This window comes from uncultured Alloprevotella sp. (assembly GCF_963536905.1).
In the GTDB taxonomy this organism is placed as follows: Bacteria; Bacteroidota; Bacteroidia; order Bacteroidales; family Bacteroidaceae; genus Alloprevotella.
This window is the reverse complement of record NZ_CAUTBW010000007.1, coordinates 47,168-62,921: the sequence shown is the minus strand read 5'-3', so window position 1 is coordinate 62,921 and position 15,754 is coordinate 47,168. Positions and strand designations below refer to the sequence as shown.

14 protein-coding genes and 1 tRNA gene are annotated in these 15,754 nt (G+C 40.5%); 6 read left to right on the top strand and 9 right to left on the bottom strand.

What is annotated here, in order from left to right; all coding sequences use genetic code 11:
• The 3 genes from ABLA33_RS02305 to rd form a co-directional block, all read left to right on the top strand.
• Positions 1 to 293, top strand: a 293-nt coding sequence (locus ABLA33_RS02305; protein ID WP_347719077.1) for a hypothetical protein, incomplete at its 5' end; no start/stop codon positions are given.
• Positions 290 to 889, top strand: a complete 600-nt coding sequence (locus ABLA33_RS02300; protein ID WP_347719076.1) for a superoxide dismutase — start codon at positions 290 to 292, stop codon at positions 887 to 889. The genes ABLA33_RS02305 and ABLA33_RS02300, both read left to right, overlap by 4 nt.
• Before the next feature lie 39 nt (positions 890 to 928).
• Entirely contained in the window at positions 929 to 1,093 is a 165-nt protein-coding gene (gene rd / locus ABLA33_RS02295) for a rubredoxin (RefSeq protein ID WP_009347521.1), read from the top strand.
• 64 nt (positions 1,094 to 1,157) lie between these two features.
• On the opposite strand, the gene ABLA33_RS02290 is transcribed toward rd, so the two are convergent.
• From ABLA33_RS02290 to ABLA33_RS02255, 8 genes are all read right to left on the bottom strand, one after another.
• Positions 1,158 to 2,153 carry a GNAT family N-acyltransferase gene (locus ABLA33_RS02290; RefSeq protein WP_347719075.1) on the bottom strand — a complete coding sequence of 332 codons (996 nt, stop codon included), beginning with the start codon at positions 2,151 to 2,153 and terminating at the stop codon, positions 1,158 to 1,160.
• A 17-nt stretch (positions 2,154 to 2,170) separates the two neighbouring features.
• Positions 2,171 to 3,013, bottom strand: coding sequence for a glycerol acyltransferase (locus ABLA33_RS02285; protein WP_311491210.1), 843 nt, complete (start codon positions 3,011 to 3,013; stop codon positions 2,171 to 2,173).
• A gap of 273 nt (positions 3,014 to 3,286) precedes the next feature.
• Positions 3,287 to 3,997 carry a UMP kinase gene (gene pyrH, locus ABLA33_RS02280; protein ID WP_347719074.1) on the bottom strand — a complete coding sequence of 237 codons (711 nt, stop codon included), beginning with the start codon at positions 3,995 to 3,997 and terminating at the stop codon, positions 3,287 to 3,289.
• A 73-nt stretch (positions 3,998 to 4,070) separates the two neighbouring features.
• The gene (locus ABLA33_RS02275; RefSeq protein WP_347719073.1) at positions 4,071 to 5,369 is read right to left on the bottom strand and encodes an MATE family efflux transporter; all 1,299 of its coding nucleotides are present in this window, start codon (positions 5,367 to 5,369) and stop codon (positions 4,071 to 4,073) included.
• Between the two features lie 10 nt (positions 5,370 to 5,379).
• Positions 5,380 to 6,477 carry a biotin--[acetyl-CoA-carboxylase] ligase gene (locus ABLA33_RS02270; RefSeq protein WP_347719072.1) on the bottom strand — a complete coding sequence of 366 codons (1,098 nt, stop codon included), beginning with the start codon at positions 6,475 to 6,477 and terminating at the stop codon, positions 5,380 to 5,382.
• Entirely contained in the window at positions 6,478 to 6,873 is a 396-nt protein-coding gene (locus ABLA33_RS02265; protein WP_347719071.1) for a YraN family protein, read from the bottom strand.
• 1 nt (position 6,874) lies between these two features.
• The gene (locus tag ABLA33_RS02260) at positions 6,875 to 7,306 is read right to left on the bottom strand and encodes a nucleoside deaminase (protein ID WP_347719070.1); all 432 of its coding nucleotides are present in this window, start codon (positions 7,304 to 7,306) and stop codon (positions 6,875 to 6,877) included.
• Positions 7,307 to 7,345: 39 nt separating this feature from the next.
• A complete protein-coding gene (locus tag ABLA33_RS02255; RefSeq protein ID WP_347719069.1) occupies positions 7,346 to 9,496 on the bottom strand; it encodes a Tex family protein in 2,151 nt (716 codons plus the stop codon).
• A 574-nt stretch (positions 9,497 to 10,070) separates the two neighbouring features.
• Here ABLA33_RS02255 and ABLA33_RS02250 point away from each other — a divergent pair.
• Both ABLA33_RS02250 and ABLA33_RS02245 read left to right on the top strand, forming a co-directional pair.
• Complete coding sequence (locus ABLA33_RS02250; RefSeq protein WP_347719068.1) at positions 10,071 to 12,812, top strand: TonB-dependent receptor; 2,742 nt, start codon at positions 10,071 to 10,073, stop codon at positions 12,810 to 12,812.
• Between the two features lie 428 nt (positions 12,813 to 13,240).
• A complete protein-coding gene (locus ABLA33_RS02245; protein WP_183694266.1) occupies positions 13,241 to 13,441 on the top strand; it encodes a hypothetical protein in 201 nt (66 codons plus the stop codon).
• A 73-nt stretch (positions 13,442 to 13,514) separates the two neighbouring features.
• Here ABLA33_RS02245 and ABLA33_RS02240 read toward each other — a convergent pair.
• A tRNA-Met gene (locus tag ABLA33_RS02240) sits at positions 13,515 to 13,588 on the bottom strand.
• Positions 13,589 to 13,760: 172 nt separating this feature from the next.
• On the opposite strand from ABLA33_RS02240, the gene ABLA33_RS02235 reads away from it, so the two are divergent.
• Complete coding sequence (locus tag ABLA33_RS02235; RefSeq protein WP_347719067.1) at positions 13,761 to 15,668, top strand: LptF/LptG family permease; 1,908 nt, start codon at positions 13,761 to 13,763, stop codon at positions 15,666 to 15,668.
• The last annotated feature ends 86 nt before the right edge of the window (positions 15,669 to 15,754 follow it).

Genomic DNA, 15,754 nt, shown 5'->3' with positions numbered 1-15,754 from the left:
CAATAAGGATGTCAGCTGATAGCCTTATTGCGTCAGCTCACAGGCTTATTGTGGTGAAGCTATATTATAAGGAGTGTGAGCTTTTGTGGGTAGGAACGCTCTCCTATATATTTTTTGTTGGTAAGAGAATATTGAGTTTATTATATAACGAAAGGATAATATTAACGCATTTTGGGGATGAATCAAAAAAGGAACAAAATTGCACCTACAATTATAAAAAGGCAGGAAAATATTTGGACAATAATAGAAAATGCTGTATCTTAGCACTCCAATATAAATGCCATAGTCTATGAAGCATGAAATGCCCAAGCTCAACTATCCTCTTGATGGATTGAAGCCTAGGATAAGTGAGGATACGATGAAGTTCCATTATGGCAAACATCTCCAAGCTTACACAGACAACTTAAACAAGCTCATCAAGGGAACAGAATTTGAAGATAAGAGTTTAGAAGAAATTGTTAGAACGGCCAATGGTGCCATTTATAATAATGCTGCCCAGGTATGGAATCACACATTTTTCTTTGAAACTTTATCTCCCACTGCAAAACCTATCAGCGGCACATTGAAAGCGAAATTGATAGCAACGTATGGGAGTATAGATAATTTCAAAAAACAATTGATGGCAAAAGCTACGGGATTATTCGGTTCTGGGTGGATTTGGCTTACATACAACGAACGCAATCAATTAAACATTGAAGCGATGACAAATGCAGGTAATCCACTACAAAAGAACATGACTCCGCTTATGACTATAGACATTTGGGAACATGCCTACTATCTAGACTACCAAAATCGCCGTGCGGACTTTTGCGAAGCCGTATGGGAGTTGACGGACTGGCAGCTAGTAGAACAGCGCATGGAGAAAAATCTTTTCAACATCTATTATTAATTACACGTTATTAAATTAACACTAAAGTAAGACATCAAAATGAAAAAGTATCGTTGTACAGTATGTGACTGGGTATATGACCCAGAGGTTGGAGATCCAGATGCAGGTATTGAGCCTGGAACTGCTTTTGAGGATTTACCCGAAGATTTCGTATGCCCTCTCTGCGGCGTTGGTAAAGACGACTTTGAAGTAGTTGAAGAATAAAAGCTACAAACCAATACACATACTTATAGTAAAAGGAAGAATTCCATCAGGAATCCTTCCTTTTTTATTCATCACAATGATGTCGATTTATCATTAGAATCTGGCTTAAGTCGCGCTGCCAATCTGGATGTTCTTTTAAAAAGCTATCGATATGGCGTCTACGTTTCTCCTCTAGAATTTCATCTTCGGCAATCAAAATTCCTGTCTCTTCCACTTCTCCAAAAGCATGATTTATCGCTGTACCAAAAAAGCGCATTGTCGGCGAAAGGTTCATGTAAGCATTAACGAGAGGAGGAATATTATAACCTCTAGCACGAACATTCTTGTTCAATATTTTGTAGTCTTCCTTAAAATCCTTTTCCACAAAAAGACGTTCTAAGAAGAAAGCGTCTGTTTCTAGTTTAATTGGGTTAGTTGGGATAATCAAATGATCTCTATCGCCAAAATGCTTATCTAGAAAGTAAAGTATCATATCACGAGCAGGTCGGTCGAAACTCGGATACATCGTCATTTTACCAAAAAAATATTTCAATTCAGGAATAATCACGGTAAGAGCGCCCAAACCATCCCAAAGATTATCTAATGCGAACAAACCTTTGGTCATTGCACGGCTACTTTGATATTCCAGCGTTACGAAAGAACGCCCTAATTCCGTAGTACGCGGTGCATAGTTGCAAATGAACTCTTCTGAGAAATGAAACATGTGACTTGTTGCAAGAATAGGTTGTCCAGCATTGTCATATTTCCAATCGCTACCAGGAAGGAAACGATAGCCACCAAGAATCACTTCATTTTCTGGATCCCAAACAAGCAGTTGGTAGTAAGGGTGATCAGACATATCAAACTCGTCCAAATCACAACTTAATCCAGTTCCCCCTCCTGCAGTGCGGAAAGCAATCTCTCTCAGACGACCAATTTCACGCAACACATTAGGGGCTTGTTGCCACGTTACAACATAAATTTCATTGCCGCCTTTATTTGTTGAGCGTAACTTACGATCCGGTGTAAGTTCAGATTTCAACAAACGACGCTCAATAGGAGCTATGATTTCTTCTTCCATATACTTTTTCATACAACCTAAAAGGTTGTTTCTCTGTTCAAATTATAGACAACATTCTGCACATATTCAGCCCACTCAACAGGCTTGCGAGTTTTATCAAAGGTTTGCCATGGAATGGGTTTACCAATGGTGATTGTAAATGTCTTATGACGATTTTTCATCATCTCATCAACTAGATAAAGCATCGCAATATTAACCTTAAGATGTAGGGCTTTACAGATATTGGCGAGACGATAAAAGCGTTCACTATTGGAGCCGCTAAAATGAATAGGAATCACATCACGATGTGTCTCAACACTCTTGGTTACAAACGTTTTTTGCCAAGTCAAATCGCGCACTTTTCCCTTATTTTTCCTACTACACAAACCAGCTGGAAACATTATGATAGCATCATCTGAATGGAATCCAGCCTCTACCATCGCAGGAAAACTACGACTCTGCGAACCTGTTTTATTTATTGGTATACAAAGAGGAGCAAGCCCATGAAGATTCATGAGTAAATCATTAACCAAATACTTTACATGACCTTCAAAATATTCTCCCAAAACAGCACCTAACGCCACACCATCTTGTCCACCTAGCGGGTGATTACTAACAAAAGTATAGTGCCCAGCTTCAGTTACTGGAGGAAGATTCTCACGCCCCACGACATTAAGGTTCATATCCAAAAAGCGAACACAATCCCAAAGCCAAGGTACTCCCTGTTTTTCGCCTTCTCCCTTCAAAAACACATTAAGTTCGTCTTGATGAATAATTTTCTTCAAATAATTAAGAAGAAAACGGGGGACAAAACGAGCCTTCTTACCCATCTTATCATGTATAACCCTATCAAGGTCAATCAAATAAATATGTTCAGACATAAATATCTTTACAACTTCTAATACCAACGAACACAGTTGTTGTTCGTTTAGCTTTGCAAAAATAATAATAAAATTCTCAGATTAACAGGTATAGACAATAGAAAGTTTATTTCACATGAAATAAACGATAGTATATAAAGATTATAAAAGAAAGAAATGTACTAAAATGAAATATAATTTACGCAATAATAATCTGCAAGTAAAAGCTTCACATTCTTTTTACACTTCCATTTTAGTACATTTCTGGATTAAAGTCTAAACAATATTAGTTATTTAAGCATGCACGAAAGTTCCGAGATTTTCTCCTTCAAGAACTTTTTTAAGATTACCCACTTTATCCATATTGAACACATAGATAGGTAAGTTGTTGTCTTTGGCCATTGCGATGGCAGTAGTATCCATCACTTTCAAACCACGCTGAAGCACTTCATCGTAACTGATATCATCAAATTTAGTTGCCGTCGAATCTTTTTCAGGATCTGCTGTGTAAACGCCATCAACACGCGTTCCCTTCAGCATGACATCAGCTTCAATCTCTATACCACGGAGAGTAGAACCTGTATCTGTTGAAAAATAAGGATTCCCCGTTCCTGCTCCCATGATGACAATTTCATTGCGTTCCAATATTCGCAAAGCTTTCCATTTATTGTAAAAATCGCCAATAGGCTCCATGCGAATAGCAGTCAAGACTCTACTCTTTACACCAATAGCACCTAAGGCGCTACTTAGCGCGAGAGAATTAATGACAGTAGCACACATTCCCATTTGGTCTCCCTTTACACGGTCGAAGCCTTTACCTGCTCCCTGCAAGCCACGGAAGATATTGCCACCACCTATAACAATTCCTATTTGTACGCCCATCTCATGGATTTCCTTGATTTGTTGAGCATATTCGTTTAAACGCTTTGTGTCTATACCGAAACCTTGTGTTCCAGCTAAACTTTCACCGCTCAATTTCAATAAGATTCGATTAAATTTTGCCATTCTATTCTAATATTTAATTCTTTCAGAGGCGAAATTAAGGAATCTGATGATAAAAAGCCTCATCAAACAAAGCTTATTTAATTTTCGCTCTAAAAATTCTATGATAACAGATTGCCTGCACACCGCCCCGCACAAACATAAAAGTCAGAAAAGCAATCCACAAGCCAGCATTACTAAATTTTGGAAAAAGTAAAAAACGAAGCAAAAAGAAACTTGCAGCAGCTAGAAAAACAGCAAGCAGCATAAGGCGTGACGAAGTTGTTCCAATATAAAGCCCATCATAGAGAAAAGCAGCAAAACCAGTTAAAGGAATAAATACTGCATAAGGCAGATACTTCTGTGCTGTTGCTATTACCTCTCCCTGAGCAGTAAGAATTTGCAGAAGCTCATTTCCTCCCATTACATATACAATGGTAAAAACAAGCATCAGTCCTATTCCCCAAATAAAAAGGTGGCGAGTAAGATTTTGGAACATTTCAAAATCCTTAGCTCCATAAGCTTTTCCTCCAACAGCTTCCCCTGCATAGGCAAAGCCATCCATCACATAAGAGAATAAGATATAAAACTGCAAGAGCAGAGCATTTGCAGCTAGAATTGTATCACTCTGAGCTGCCCCTGTTGCAGTAAAAAAGAGCTGCACAGCCACTAAACAAAGTGTTCTAAAAAATATGTCGCGATTTACGGATAAGAACCTTCCCCATGGAAGTACTGCCTGAGATGAAATTTTGCGCCAAAGGACACTTATAGTACGATGGTTTGAACACGGAAAGAATATATACATAAGAAAAGCAAGCCATTGCGACACTAACGTACCGAAGGCAATTCCTTCTACTTTCCAATCAAAACACATCGTCAGTAACATACTCACCAATATATTGATAACATTTTGCAGAATAGCCACAATCATTGGTACACGAGCGTTTTGCTGCCCCAAGAACCACCCAGTCAAACTGTAAATACCCAACATAGCTGGCGCCCCCCATATGAGGATTCGGAAATAAGAGCCAGCCATGATTGAAACGTCTGGAGAGCTTTTCATCATCCATAAAGAGAATCGAAGCAATGGTTGCTGCAACAGGATAAAGGCAAAAGCAAGACCGAAAGCCATTCGTAGCGAACGTTGGAGAATATAATTTATCTCATCCACATTGCCACGGCCATAGGCTTGCGAAGTGAACCCTCCTGTTCCCATTCTAAGGAAACCACAGAGCCAATACAACATATTAAAAATCATACCGCCCACAGCGATAGCTCCGATACAATCGGCGGATCCTATATGTCCAGAAATCCATAGATCAACTAAGCCGAGCAAGGGAACTGTAACGTTCGAAACAATACTTGGAATTGCAATTTTTAGAATTTGGCGATTCATAAGATTATTCTTATTGGAGAACGAACTGAACTTCCTTAAAAGTATATCGCCGCAAATGCCCTGCTGCATCTCTTAGTAATAGATGTCCATTTTCTTCTATATCAGCTATCTCTGCTTGGAACTCTCCATTTTTATCACGATAAGTATACACACCTTCACGACGATAGAGACAAGCCTTATACTCCTCATTGATAGCTTCTCGTTCTCCTTTTTCCAAACGAGAATAATAATGCAAAAAACTTTGAAGCCAACGTTCAAGAACAAGATATCGGTTTACTTCAAAACCTACAATCTGCGCCACTGAAACAGGATTAGGGGCATCACTTAAAAAACTCTGTTGATTCACATTGATACCAGGTCCCACAATGGTATGCGCAATCATTGAACCTTGTAAATCGTGTTCTAAAAGCATTCCACATATTTTTTTATCGCCATAATACACATCATTAGGCCACTTTACGGTTGTTTCACAATAAGGACGCAAGGCATCAACAACAGCCAAAGCTGTAATTTCTGAAAGATAGAACTGCTCATCAGCTCGAAGAAAATTAGGATGTGCTAACAAACCGAATGTCAGATTCTTTCCGTTGTCAGATTCCCAATGAGTACCTCGTTGCCCCCTCCCTGTTTTCTGTTTATCAGCATCAACAAGCAGAAACTTTTCTGTTCGCTCGCGCACTTCAGGTGCTCGGAGATAGAGCATTGTCGAGTCAGTCACATTAAGATGTACGTAACCTACCTCTGGCGGCAAACTTTCAGCAAAAAAAACGATATTGGCTTTTTTAGACAACTTATTTAGTACCAATTCATAAGATAAGTCTATGAGTTGCAAAATGAGTTCATCGCTTACATCACGCTCCACATAGACTGCATTCCAATGCAGCTTCTCAAAATGATATGCTTCATTCACTCCTTCATAATGCTCCCGAAGTTTTTGAGCATATTCGGGGTCACATTTCAGCACAATACAATCAGCGCGCTCCAGTGGTAATACAGCAAACATCTTATTACAAACCTTAAAGACTAAGGTTGTATCATCAAACGGAAGACTCTCAGAAGCCCCCCGCTTACTAAGACAATACTCACGCAGTTGTTCTATATTGATCATCTAATAAAATCTATGAATGTAACGTTTTCGTCGAGTAAGATCCACGGAATAAGCATCTACGTAATGGGTCACTTCAAAAGATTCTTGCTCACCTACAACAGTGACAATATCGAAGCGGTAAGAACAATTAAGATAATGCTCCTGCATATAAGCTTCTGCAGCTACAGCCAGATTGCGCTGTTTGTGCACATCGACCGCTCCAAGAGCAGTAAACTCTCCTTCCCTACTGCGCGTTTTTACTTCAACAAAAACTAATTCTCCGTAGTTGTCAGCAATAATGTCCACTTCTAGATGCCCCACACGCCAGTTGCGATCAAGTAGGCGATAGTCGAGAGAGCTAAGATAGCGACAAGCCACCTCCTCACCCAGCGCACCAAGCCTATTATGCTCTGCCATATCAACGCTTATTTCTAAAAAAATCTTTCATTAGAGCACTGCATTCTTCTGCTAGCACTCCACTGCATACTTCTGTTTTAGGATGAAGTGCTTCAGGAGCAAATTTAGAGAAACCTCTCTTTTCATCGCTTGCACCATAAACTAGACGACCTAATTGTGACCAGCCCAAAGCTCCAGCACACATCACACAGGGCTCAAGTGTGACATAGAGCGTACAAGGGTCGAGATACTTTCCGCCCAATGCATCAGCAGCAGCAGTAATTGCTTGCATTTCGGCATGAGCTGTCACATCGTGAAGCGTTTCCGTCAGATTGTGCGCTCGAGCAATAATGCGGTCTTTACAAACTACCACTACGCCCACAGGGATTTCCCCTTCTTCATAAGCTTGTCGCGCTTCTGCAAGTGCTTTCGTCATATAATCTTCGTCGGTCATAATTCTAAAGATTCTAAGGTATAAGAAATTAAGTATATATTACTTTTCACTCGTTACCAATTTTAGCCCGATTCTTCCACGGCACTCATCAATTTCTAACACACGAACAACAACACGTTGCTGTATATGAACCACTTCGGCAGGATTAGTCACTCGATGATTTGCCAAGTTCGACTTATGAATAAGCCCATCTTTATGGATACCCAAATTAACAAAACAGCCAAAATCGGTAATATTCGTTATAACACCAGGAAGTTCCATACCTATTTTTAGATCTTCAATGCTCTTCACTTTTTCATCAAAGCGAAAAACAGTGGCATGACCTCGTGGGTCTCTTCCTGGCTTTCCCAGCTCGGAGATAATGTCGTTCAATGTTGGCAAGCCCACAGCATCCGTACAGTATTTTTGTAGATCTATCGCTTTGCGCTTCTCTGCCGAACGTACGAGCTCGGGCACATCACAATGCTCATCTTTCGCCATCTGCTCTACCAGTGCATAACGCTCTGGATGTACTGCTGTATTATCTAAAGGATTAACAGCATCAGGTATGCGAAGAAAACCAGCACACTGCTCATAAGCTTTCGCACCAAGACGTGGCACTTTGAGTAAGTCTCTACGTGAAGAAAAAGGTCCATTTTCTATGCGATAATCCACGATATTTTGTGCTAATGCTGGACCTAATCCCGAAACATAAGTAAGGAGGCTCTTACTGGCAGTATTGAGATTTACGCCGACAGCATTTACGCAACTTTCCACTGTTAAATCGAGTGATTTCTTCAGTTCACTCTGATCCACATCGTGCTGATACTGCCCAACACCTATTGCTTTGGGATCTATCTTTACTAATTCAGCTAATGGGTCTGCTAAGCGACGACCAATGCTGACTGCCCCACGCACCGTCACATCGTAATCAGGAAATTCTTCACGGGCTAATTTCGAAGCAGAATACACCGAAGCACCATCTTCCGACACTAAAAAAACAGAAATAGCATCACCAAGATTAAGACTATTTATAAATGTTTCAGTCTCACGCCCCGCTGTTCCGTTACCAATTGCGATTGCTTCAGGTTTATACACTTCAATCATATTGCGTACTTTTCGCATGGCAGAACCTATCATCTGCTTAGGCGGATGAGGATAAATAGTCTCATTGTGGAGCAGATTTCCTTGTGCATCCAAGCAAACTACTTTACAACCAGTTCGAAAGCCAGGATCAATTCCCATAATGCGCTGCTGCCCGAGTGGAGGAGCTAACAATAATTGTTTAAGATTACTTGCAAACACACGAATAGCATCTGCATCAGCTTTAGCCTTGCTCTGCCCCGCAAACTCTGTTTCGATAGAAGGACGAAGCAAACGTTTGTAAGCATCTACAGCAGCCATATGAAGTTGTGAAGACTCTCGCACGAACTGGGGACGACCATGCTCAAAGAGGTAGTCACATTTTCGCAACACAAAACCTATAGCTTGTTCCTCATCATGCGGAGCTATGCTCACGCGCAAACAGCCTTCTGCTTCTCCACGTCGCATTGCCAGCAAACGGTGAGAACTACAACGGGAGAGCGGTTCTGCATTATCAAAATAATCGCGATATTTCTGCGCCTCTTCTTCCTTACCTTTCACTACCACAGAACGAATCCATGCTTGACGACTATAAGATGTACGCACAGTGTTTCGAACTTCTTCGTTCTCACTCACCCGTTCCGCAATAATATCACGCGCCCCCTGCAAAGCTGCTTCCTCATCCAGAACTTCATCTGTTAGAAATGGAGCAACGAGAGTATCCAATCGCGCCTCGGGATGTTTCATCAGCAAATCGGCTAAAGGTTCCAAACCGCGTTGTCGAGCTTTTTCTGCTCGTGTATGTCGCTTAGGTTTATAAGGCAAATAGATGTCTTCAAGAACAGTTGAATCCCAACAATTCTCGATACGCTTGCGAAGTTCGTCAGTTAGTTTTCCTTGTTCATCAATGGTGAGCAAAATCGTATTCTTACGATGCTGCATTTCAGAGAGTCGGTCGTTCTCATCTTTCACCGCAGCTACTTCCACTTCATTCAATCCTCCCGTCACTTCTTTGCGATAGCGAGAGATAAACGGAATTGTAGCACCTTCATTAAGAAGTTTGATAGTTCGCTGTACCTGCTGCTCGTTGATATTCAACCGCTGCGCTATAATATTAACTATCTCCATTTATAGATTCTTTTACCGAGCGAAGATAACAATAAGTTTTGATTGCCCGTTGAAAATAGAGCACATCTATCATCTCCACACATTATAATCGCAGAAAGAGAAAAACAAACAATACACTTAATCCAACATTTATAAAATAGAACAACGAGGAGCATTAGTATAGACTTTGGAGCTAAAAAACTTTCTTCAATACTATAAACGTAAAAGATGTATAAAACCTAAAAATAGAAAACATAATATATTTTTAGTATATTTGTCAGCAATCTCCATGGAAGCATCTTTTATTTTTAACTAATTATTGACAACTACAAATATGTAAATTATGAAAGCAAACACAAAGAGCCCTCTATTTTTTCAATGTAAAAAAGGAGCAGAAACGTACACAGAAACAGCTAAAAACCATCATTTACCACCCCCAAAAAAAAACAAACATAGCAAAGAACTTTTCAATAAACTAACCCTTTTGAAAAACACGTCGAAATTATTGACAGCGATAAGTCTTTACAAAGGTCATAGATTTACAGAACTCCTAAGTAGACCATCCTTTATACAACGCTTTTATCTTACAATATCAATGAAAACATTGATTCTTCTCACATTCTTTGCGCTATATAGCTCTATATCTATAGCACAACAAAAGGGAAAAACAGATAGCATCTATATTCATGGGCGTGTTGTTGAAAAATTGAGCAATAGGCCGATAGAGGACGCATCAATTATGGCTATCAACACGCAAGGAGACATTGTATCTTCCACCAAGACAGTTGATTATTATAAACTCTATGGCGTAGACGGAGGAGGTGATGTTTTGATAGAATTTAGTTTGGCAGTACCTAATTTCGGAAACTATACATTGCTCGTACAAAAAGATAAGTTTCTGGATTTGAGTTATCCTATTACTGTTCCTGAAAAGCAATATGGAAAAAGAACTACCCTCTACGAAATTGGCGACCTCTCCCTAGAGCGCGTGATTGAGCTTGGCGAAGCAACGGTTAAAGCCTCAAAAGTGATGATGCTTATAAAAGGGGATACTATTATCTACAATGCTGATGCTTTTCAGTTATCCAATGGCTCTCTCTTGGATAAACTCATAGAACAACTCCCTGGAGTTTCGCTAAAAAACGGCGGACAGATCTTAGTCAATGGAGAATTTGTGAGCAGTCTGCTAATCGATGGTAAGGATTTCTTCAACGGAGATGCAGCAGTGGCTCTACGCAATCTTCCAGCTTATGCAGTCAACAAAGTCAAGGTCTATAGAAGAGGAGCAGAAGACAGCTATTTAACTATGAAAGACACAACAGATAGAAGGCAAGATCCTTTGGTTATGGATGTGCGTTTGCGCAAAGACTATCATAGTCGTTGGCTGGGAAACATTAGTCTTGGCGGAGGAACTCATAGTCGCTACAATCTGCGAGGCTTTGCTATGCACTCAAGCGACATTTTACGATTCACAGCCTATGGGCGCCTCAACAATGTGGGAGATACTCGCCGCCCTACTGAGGGAGACACTTGGAGCATAGAGGATTTTTCAACTTCGCCTACTATAGATAAGGAGGGAGGAGCTGACATTTATTGGCAATCCCTACGCTCAAAATCCTATATGACAGCTTCGCTCAAAGGAGGACAGCAGATTGAGACAATAGGAAGCGGCACTATGAGCCACCATTACCTCACAGATGGCACTTCTTATGATGGACTGGAGAAAACTATTGGAGACAATCGCTCGCATAGCTTTGAATATAATGGTCGCTTTGTTTTGCCTTTACGCAAAGTCTTTATAGAATTTAAATCCCTCCTTGAATATCAAAAGACTGAGCAAAACACAACCTCCCAATCAGCTCTTTTGAAAACACTCCCCTCTGCTATTACCATACCTATAGACTCAGTACGTTCTCCGATATATGCGCCCTATCTTATTAGCGACTCCCAATCAAAAGACGCGGGTATGACCAAAAATTTAACCACCGCGCTCGGAGGTTTGGTAAAATTCGTTTCTCCACTAACGGGAAACACCATCACACTAGACACTGACGCCTCTTTCTATGATGGAAAAGCGTCTAACCACTATCTGGGCGACCGCTTCACCTGGAATGTGAGTGACAGGATGATGAAAGAGAACAGAGCCTCACTTCCTTCTCAGACATACTCATTGGGAACTAAGATAGATTACGAAATCTCTTTAAAAGCCTTCCGATGGAAACTATCTTATGGTTATTCTTATCTTTACACAAAACAAGACAGAGACATCCCGTTTGATATTATCAACTCTTACAGCTATAATGCTCGGCACAATAGGCATAACTTACAGAGCGATTTGGAGTGGATAAAGGATGGTCACATCCTACTACTTCGTTTACCACTAAGTTTTGAAAAAAGGACGGCAAACGACACACGTGCCACACACATACAGAAGCATTACACTCTTTTCACACCCTCGTTCACGTGGTTGTCCCCCTTTGGACTATATGCTTATTATAACTTGAGCGTTGACCCTCAAAAAATGTCGCAACTCTTCGACATCACTGATACCTATAACATGCAACAAATCTATAAGGGAAATCCGCATTTAAAGCCCTCGCAGCAGCATACTTTCGAGCTAAACTATTCCTCAAAAGCAAAAAAATTTGCTCAAGCGTGGCATGCAAACACACGTTATTCAATAGGGCATAACGAAGTGGTTTATACCTCTCTGCTCAACACTGCCACGGGCGTCTATACCCTCACACCAAAAAACGTTAGTGGAAATTATCTTGTCAGTTTGGATGCTGGCTATAGCCGCAGCTTAGACACTCAAAACCACTGGATGCTTAGCTCTGAAGTAGGAGCTTGGATACAACATCAAAGTTATTTTACTACAACCTCTCTAACCAATATGGAACGAGGCTCGTCCAACTCTGAAAACTTCAAAGCCAACCTACGCTTAACATGGCGTCTGCCACAACTACAAATCAATCTAAAAACAGGTGTACAGATGCTCTCTGCAACTAATAATCGTGCTAACCATTATGGTGGAACAGACTGGGTCAATGGCATCCTTCTTAACTACAATTTACCCTATGACTTCCAAATAAATTCCGATTTCACGCTATTCTTACGGTCGGGGTATTCTTTGGCAGGCATTCGACACTGTAGCAGTCTATGGAATGCCTCCATCAGTAAATCTTTTGGTAAACATTTAGGTTTTCGTTTAGATGCCTATGACTTACTCCATCAGTTGAACAATATCGAACGAATAGCCACCGCCTCCTATTGGCAAGAAAAGAACAAACTGACGCTTCCCAAATATTTTATGCTAAATGCAACATGGATATTTTGAAATGTGAGTAATAATTATCCTTATCGCGTCAGCTGATACTATAAGGATGTCAGCTGACGCGCTTATTGTGTCAGCTGATGCAATAAAGATAGTTACTCCTCTCTATATCGTGGATACACATTCGCCACAAAAGAACCCAGAAAAAGTTTTAGAGGCTTCAGTATTAAAATAATAGAATCGGATTCACAAAAACTCAAACACAAAAAAACGTCACTAGAGCTTCGCACCACAAACCTCACTCAATGAAGCTATTTAAGAAATATTCAGAATCTATATACAGGAGAGAGAAGAAGATACCATGTTCAACACACAACATATAGCAGTTTCTACTTCTCTACTTTTTGCAGACAACAACAAAATAAATACTTAATTTTGTAGGCAGAAAACTTCTGTAATCATTCCTAATTTAGATAAAAATTATTTCTATCATGATAGCTCCAAAAATTGACTTTTCAGATCGCGAAGAAAGACTTTTCTTTATCCACGAACGATACAAATGCCAATATCCAGACTGCGGAGGCTGTGGATCGTGCAATCTCCCCGACGGTATGCCTGCCATCGAGATGTTTGCTGATTATATTGACGGAAAAGTTGAATATGCCACTATCGCAGCCAAATTGTGGACATAAAAGTATACAGAAAAGAAAACACAAAGAAAAAGGTCTTAATACAGTTAAGCAACTGAACTAAGACCTTTCTTCGTAGCGCGGCCCAGGATTGAACTGGGGACCTCATGATTATGAATCATGCGCTCTAACCAGCTGAGCTACCGCGCCAGGTATTGCTGATTTGCGAGTGCAAAAGTAGTGCATACTTATGACACTACCAAATGTTTCTTGAAAAAAAACAAAAAAAAGTTCTAAACACCCCAGCTCTCAGTTTTATTTAATATAAAGATGAGCACACATGGGAAAAATATGCTACTTTTGCTCATACAAAGAATTTACGATGACTATATTAAAGAAGCTCGATATGTTCATACTGAAGAAATTCCTTTGGGTTTTCTTCGGTTCCTTCTTTATCACTCTTTTTGTTTTTATGATGCAGTTCACATGGCGCTATGTGGACGAGCTTATCGGAAAGGGACTCACCGTTGACATTCTTGCCGAATTCTTTTGGTACATGGGATTATCCTTGGTACCAACCTCTCTCCCTCTTGCCATTTTGTTGGCGTCGCTCATTTCCTTCGGTAATATGGGCGAACAGTTGGAACTACTTGCGATGAAAGCTGCAGGTGTTTCCCTGCTACGCATCATGCGACCTATACTAGTTTTAGTGGTCTTTCTAACAGGAACTTCTTTCTATTTCCAAAACAAAACAGCTCCAGAGGCTCAGCTCAAGCTCCGCACTTTGCTGCTGAGCATGAAACAAACTTCTCCAGCACTGGAAATCCCCGAGGGAGTCTTCTATAATGGAATACCTAACCTAAATTTATTCGTAGAGCATAAAGAAATATCAACAGGAATGCTCTACAACTTGATGGTCTATAAGACTGATGAAGGTTTTGATAAGGCACAAATCGTTGTAGCCGATTCTGGACGAATGGAAGTTACGGCAGATCGTATGCACCTCATATTAGATATTTGGAATGGTGAGCAATTCGAGAACCTTCAGAGCAACATGAGTGTGCTCAGTTCGCCTAACGGCACACCCTACGATCGCGAGACATTTAAATACAAAAAGTTTATCATTGATTTTGATAGTAATTTTGAAAAAATGGATGAGGAGCAGTTGCGCGGAATGGCCTCAGCAAAGAATCTCACACGTCTTCGCAACGACATCGACTCGATGGAAACACAATTAGACAGTGTGGGAAAATCATACTATGCAGAAGCAGAATCTCATTATTATAGACACCCTAAACTCAATGTTGCACAAAACAAACTGCTCAAGGTCGCGCTGGCATCACGCGGACTCAACTTCGATTCTCTTCTAGCTCATACCTCACCAGAGCGATTGCAATCGGCGCGCCAAATGGCCCAAGCTAACGCCGCAGCTTTTGCGGCCGACTTAGAATGGCGAAGCGCGGTGACCAACGATGGAGACCATTTTATCCGCACCCACTGGATTGAATGGCATCGTAAATTTACATTATCCCTAGCTTGCTTATTTTTCTTCTTTGTTGGCGCCCCTCTAGGGGCAATCATACGCAAAGGTGGCTTAGGTCTACCCACTGTGATTAGCGTGATCATCTTCATTTTCTACTACATTATTGACACTTCAAGTATGAAAATGGCGCGCGATGGTTCGCTTAATATGACCTATGGTATGTGGATTAGTTCTGCTATCTTAGCACCTCTCGGAGCATACTTAACATACAAATCGAACAACGATAGCGTTGTGTTTAATTGGGAAACCTATCAAAACATATTAATGCGCTTCTTCGGTTGGCGTACTCCTCGTCATCTCTTCCGCAAGGAAGTTATTATTGACACGCCAGATTATGCACGATTATCTACAGAAATTCCTAAACTGCGCGAATACTGCCGTAACTACAAAGAGCTGAAGCATCTACAAATGGCTCCTAATTATATTCGAGCCTTTTTCCGTCCACAGGTAGATAGACATGCCGAACGCATTAGTAATGAATTAGAAGCCATTGTCGAAGAGCTTTCAAATACTCGAAGTTCTCGTATCTTAAGCATTCTCAATACATTACCCGTTATTTATATTCACGCTCATACTTCACCTTTCGTAAATCGAAAGTTGAATATTCTTTGTGGTATTATCTTCCCCATGGGGCTCCTTCTGTGGCTACGCATTTGGCGTTTCCGCTTTCGTCTCAACAAAGACTTAAAACGCATTGATGAAGCATTAAGCCTACTGGAGCAATATGTGAGAGAAGAAATGAAGTAGCAAGAATGTTCACCACTAGATACAATAACACCTAATAACGAATAGAAACGTTGCTCGTACTAGAGATGAGCCAACATTAAATAGAT

What these genes read in the sequence shown, in the direction of transcription:
- ABLA33_RS02285 (WP_311491210.1), bottom strand. Translation starts at nt 3,013, where the DNA reads ATGTCTGAACATATTTATTTGATTGACCTTGATAGGGTTATACATGAT.
- ABLA33_RS02300 (WP_347719076.1), top strand. Translation starts at nt 290, where the DNA reads ATGAAGCATGAAATGCCCAAGCTCAACTATCCTCTTGATGGATTGAAG.
- rd (WP_009347521.1), top strand. Translation starts at nt 929, where the DNA reads ATGAAAAAGTATCGTTGTACAGTATGTGACTGGGTATATGACCCAGAG.
- ABLA33_RS02235 (WP_347719067.1), top strand. Translation starts at nt 13,761, where the DNA reads ATGACTATATTAAAGAAGCTCGATATGTTCATACTGAAGAAATTCCTT.
- ABLA33_RS02270 (WP_347719072.1), bottom strand. Translation starts at nt 6,477, where the DNA reads ATGATCAATATAGAACAACTGCGTGAGTATTGTCTTAGTAAGCGGGGG.
- ABLA33_RS02290 (WP_347719075.1), bottom strand. Translation starts at nt 2,153, where the DNA reads ATGGAAGAAGAAATCATAGCTCCTATTGAGCGTCGTTTGTTGAAATCT.
- ABLA33_RS02265 (WP_347719071.1), bottom strand. Translation starts at nt 6,873, where the DNA reads ATGGCAGAGCATAATAGGCTTGGTGCGCTGGGTGAGGAGGTGGCTTGT.
- ABLA33_RS02255 (WP_347719069.1), bottom strand. Translation starts at nt 9,496, where the DNA reads ATGGAGATAGTTAATATTATAGCGCAGCGGTTGAATATCAACGAGCAG.
- pyrH (WP_347719074.1), bottom strand. Translation starts at nt 3,997, where the DNA reads ATGGCAAAATTTAATCGAATCTTATTGAAATTGAGCGGTGAAAGTTTA.
- ABLA33_RS02250 (WP_347719068.1), top strand. Translation starts at nt 10,071, where the DNA reads ATGAAAACATTGATTCTTCTCACATTCTTTGCGCTATATAGCTCTATA.
- ABLA33_RS02245 (WP_183694266.1), top strand. Translation starts at nt 13,241, where the DNA reads ATGATAGCTCCAAAAATTGACTTTTCAGATCGCGAAGAAAGACTTTTC.
- ABLA33_RS02275 (WP_347719073.1), bottom strand. Translation starts at nt 5,369, where the DNA reads ATGAATCGCCAAATTCTAAAAATTGCAATTCCAAGTATTGTTTCGAAC.
- ABLA33_RS02260 (WP_347719070.1), bottom strand. Translation starts at nt 7,306, where the DNA reads ATGACCGACGAAGATTATATGACGAAAGCACTTGCAGAAGCGCGACAA.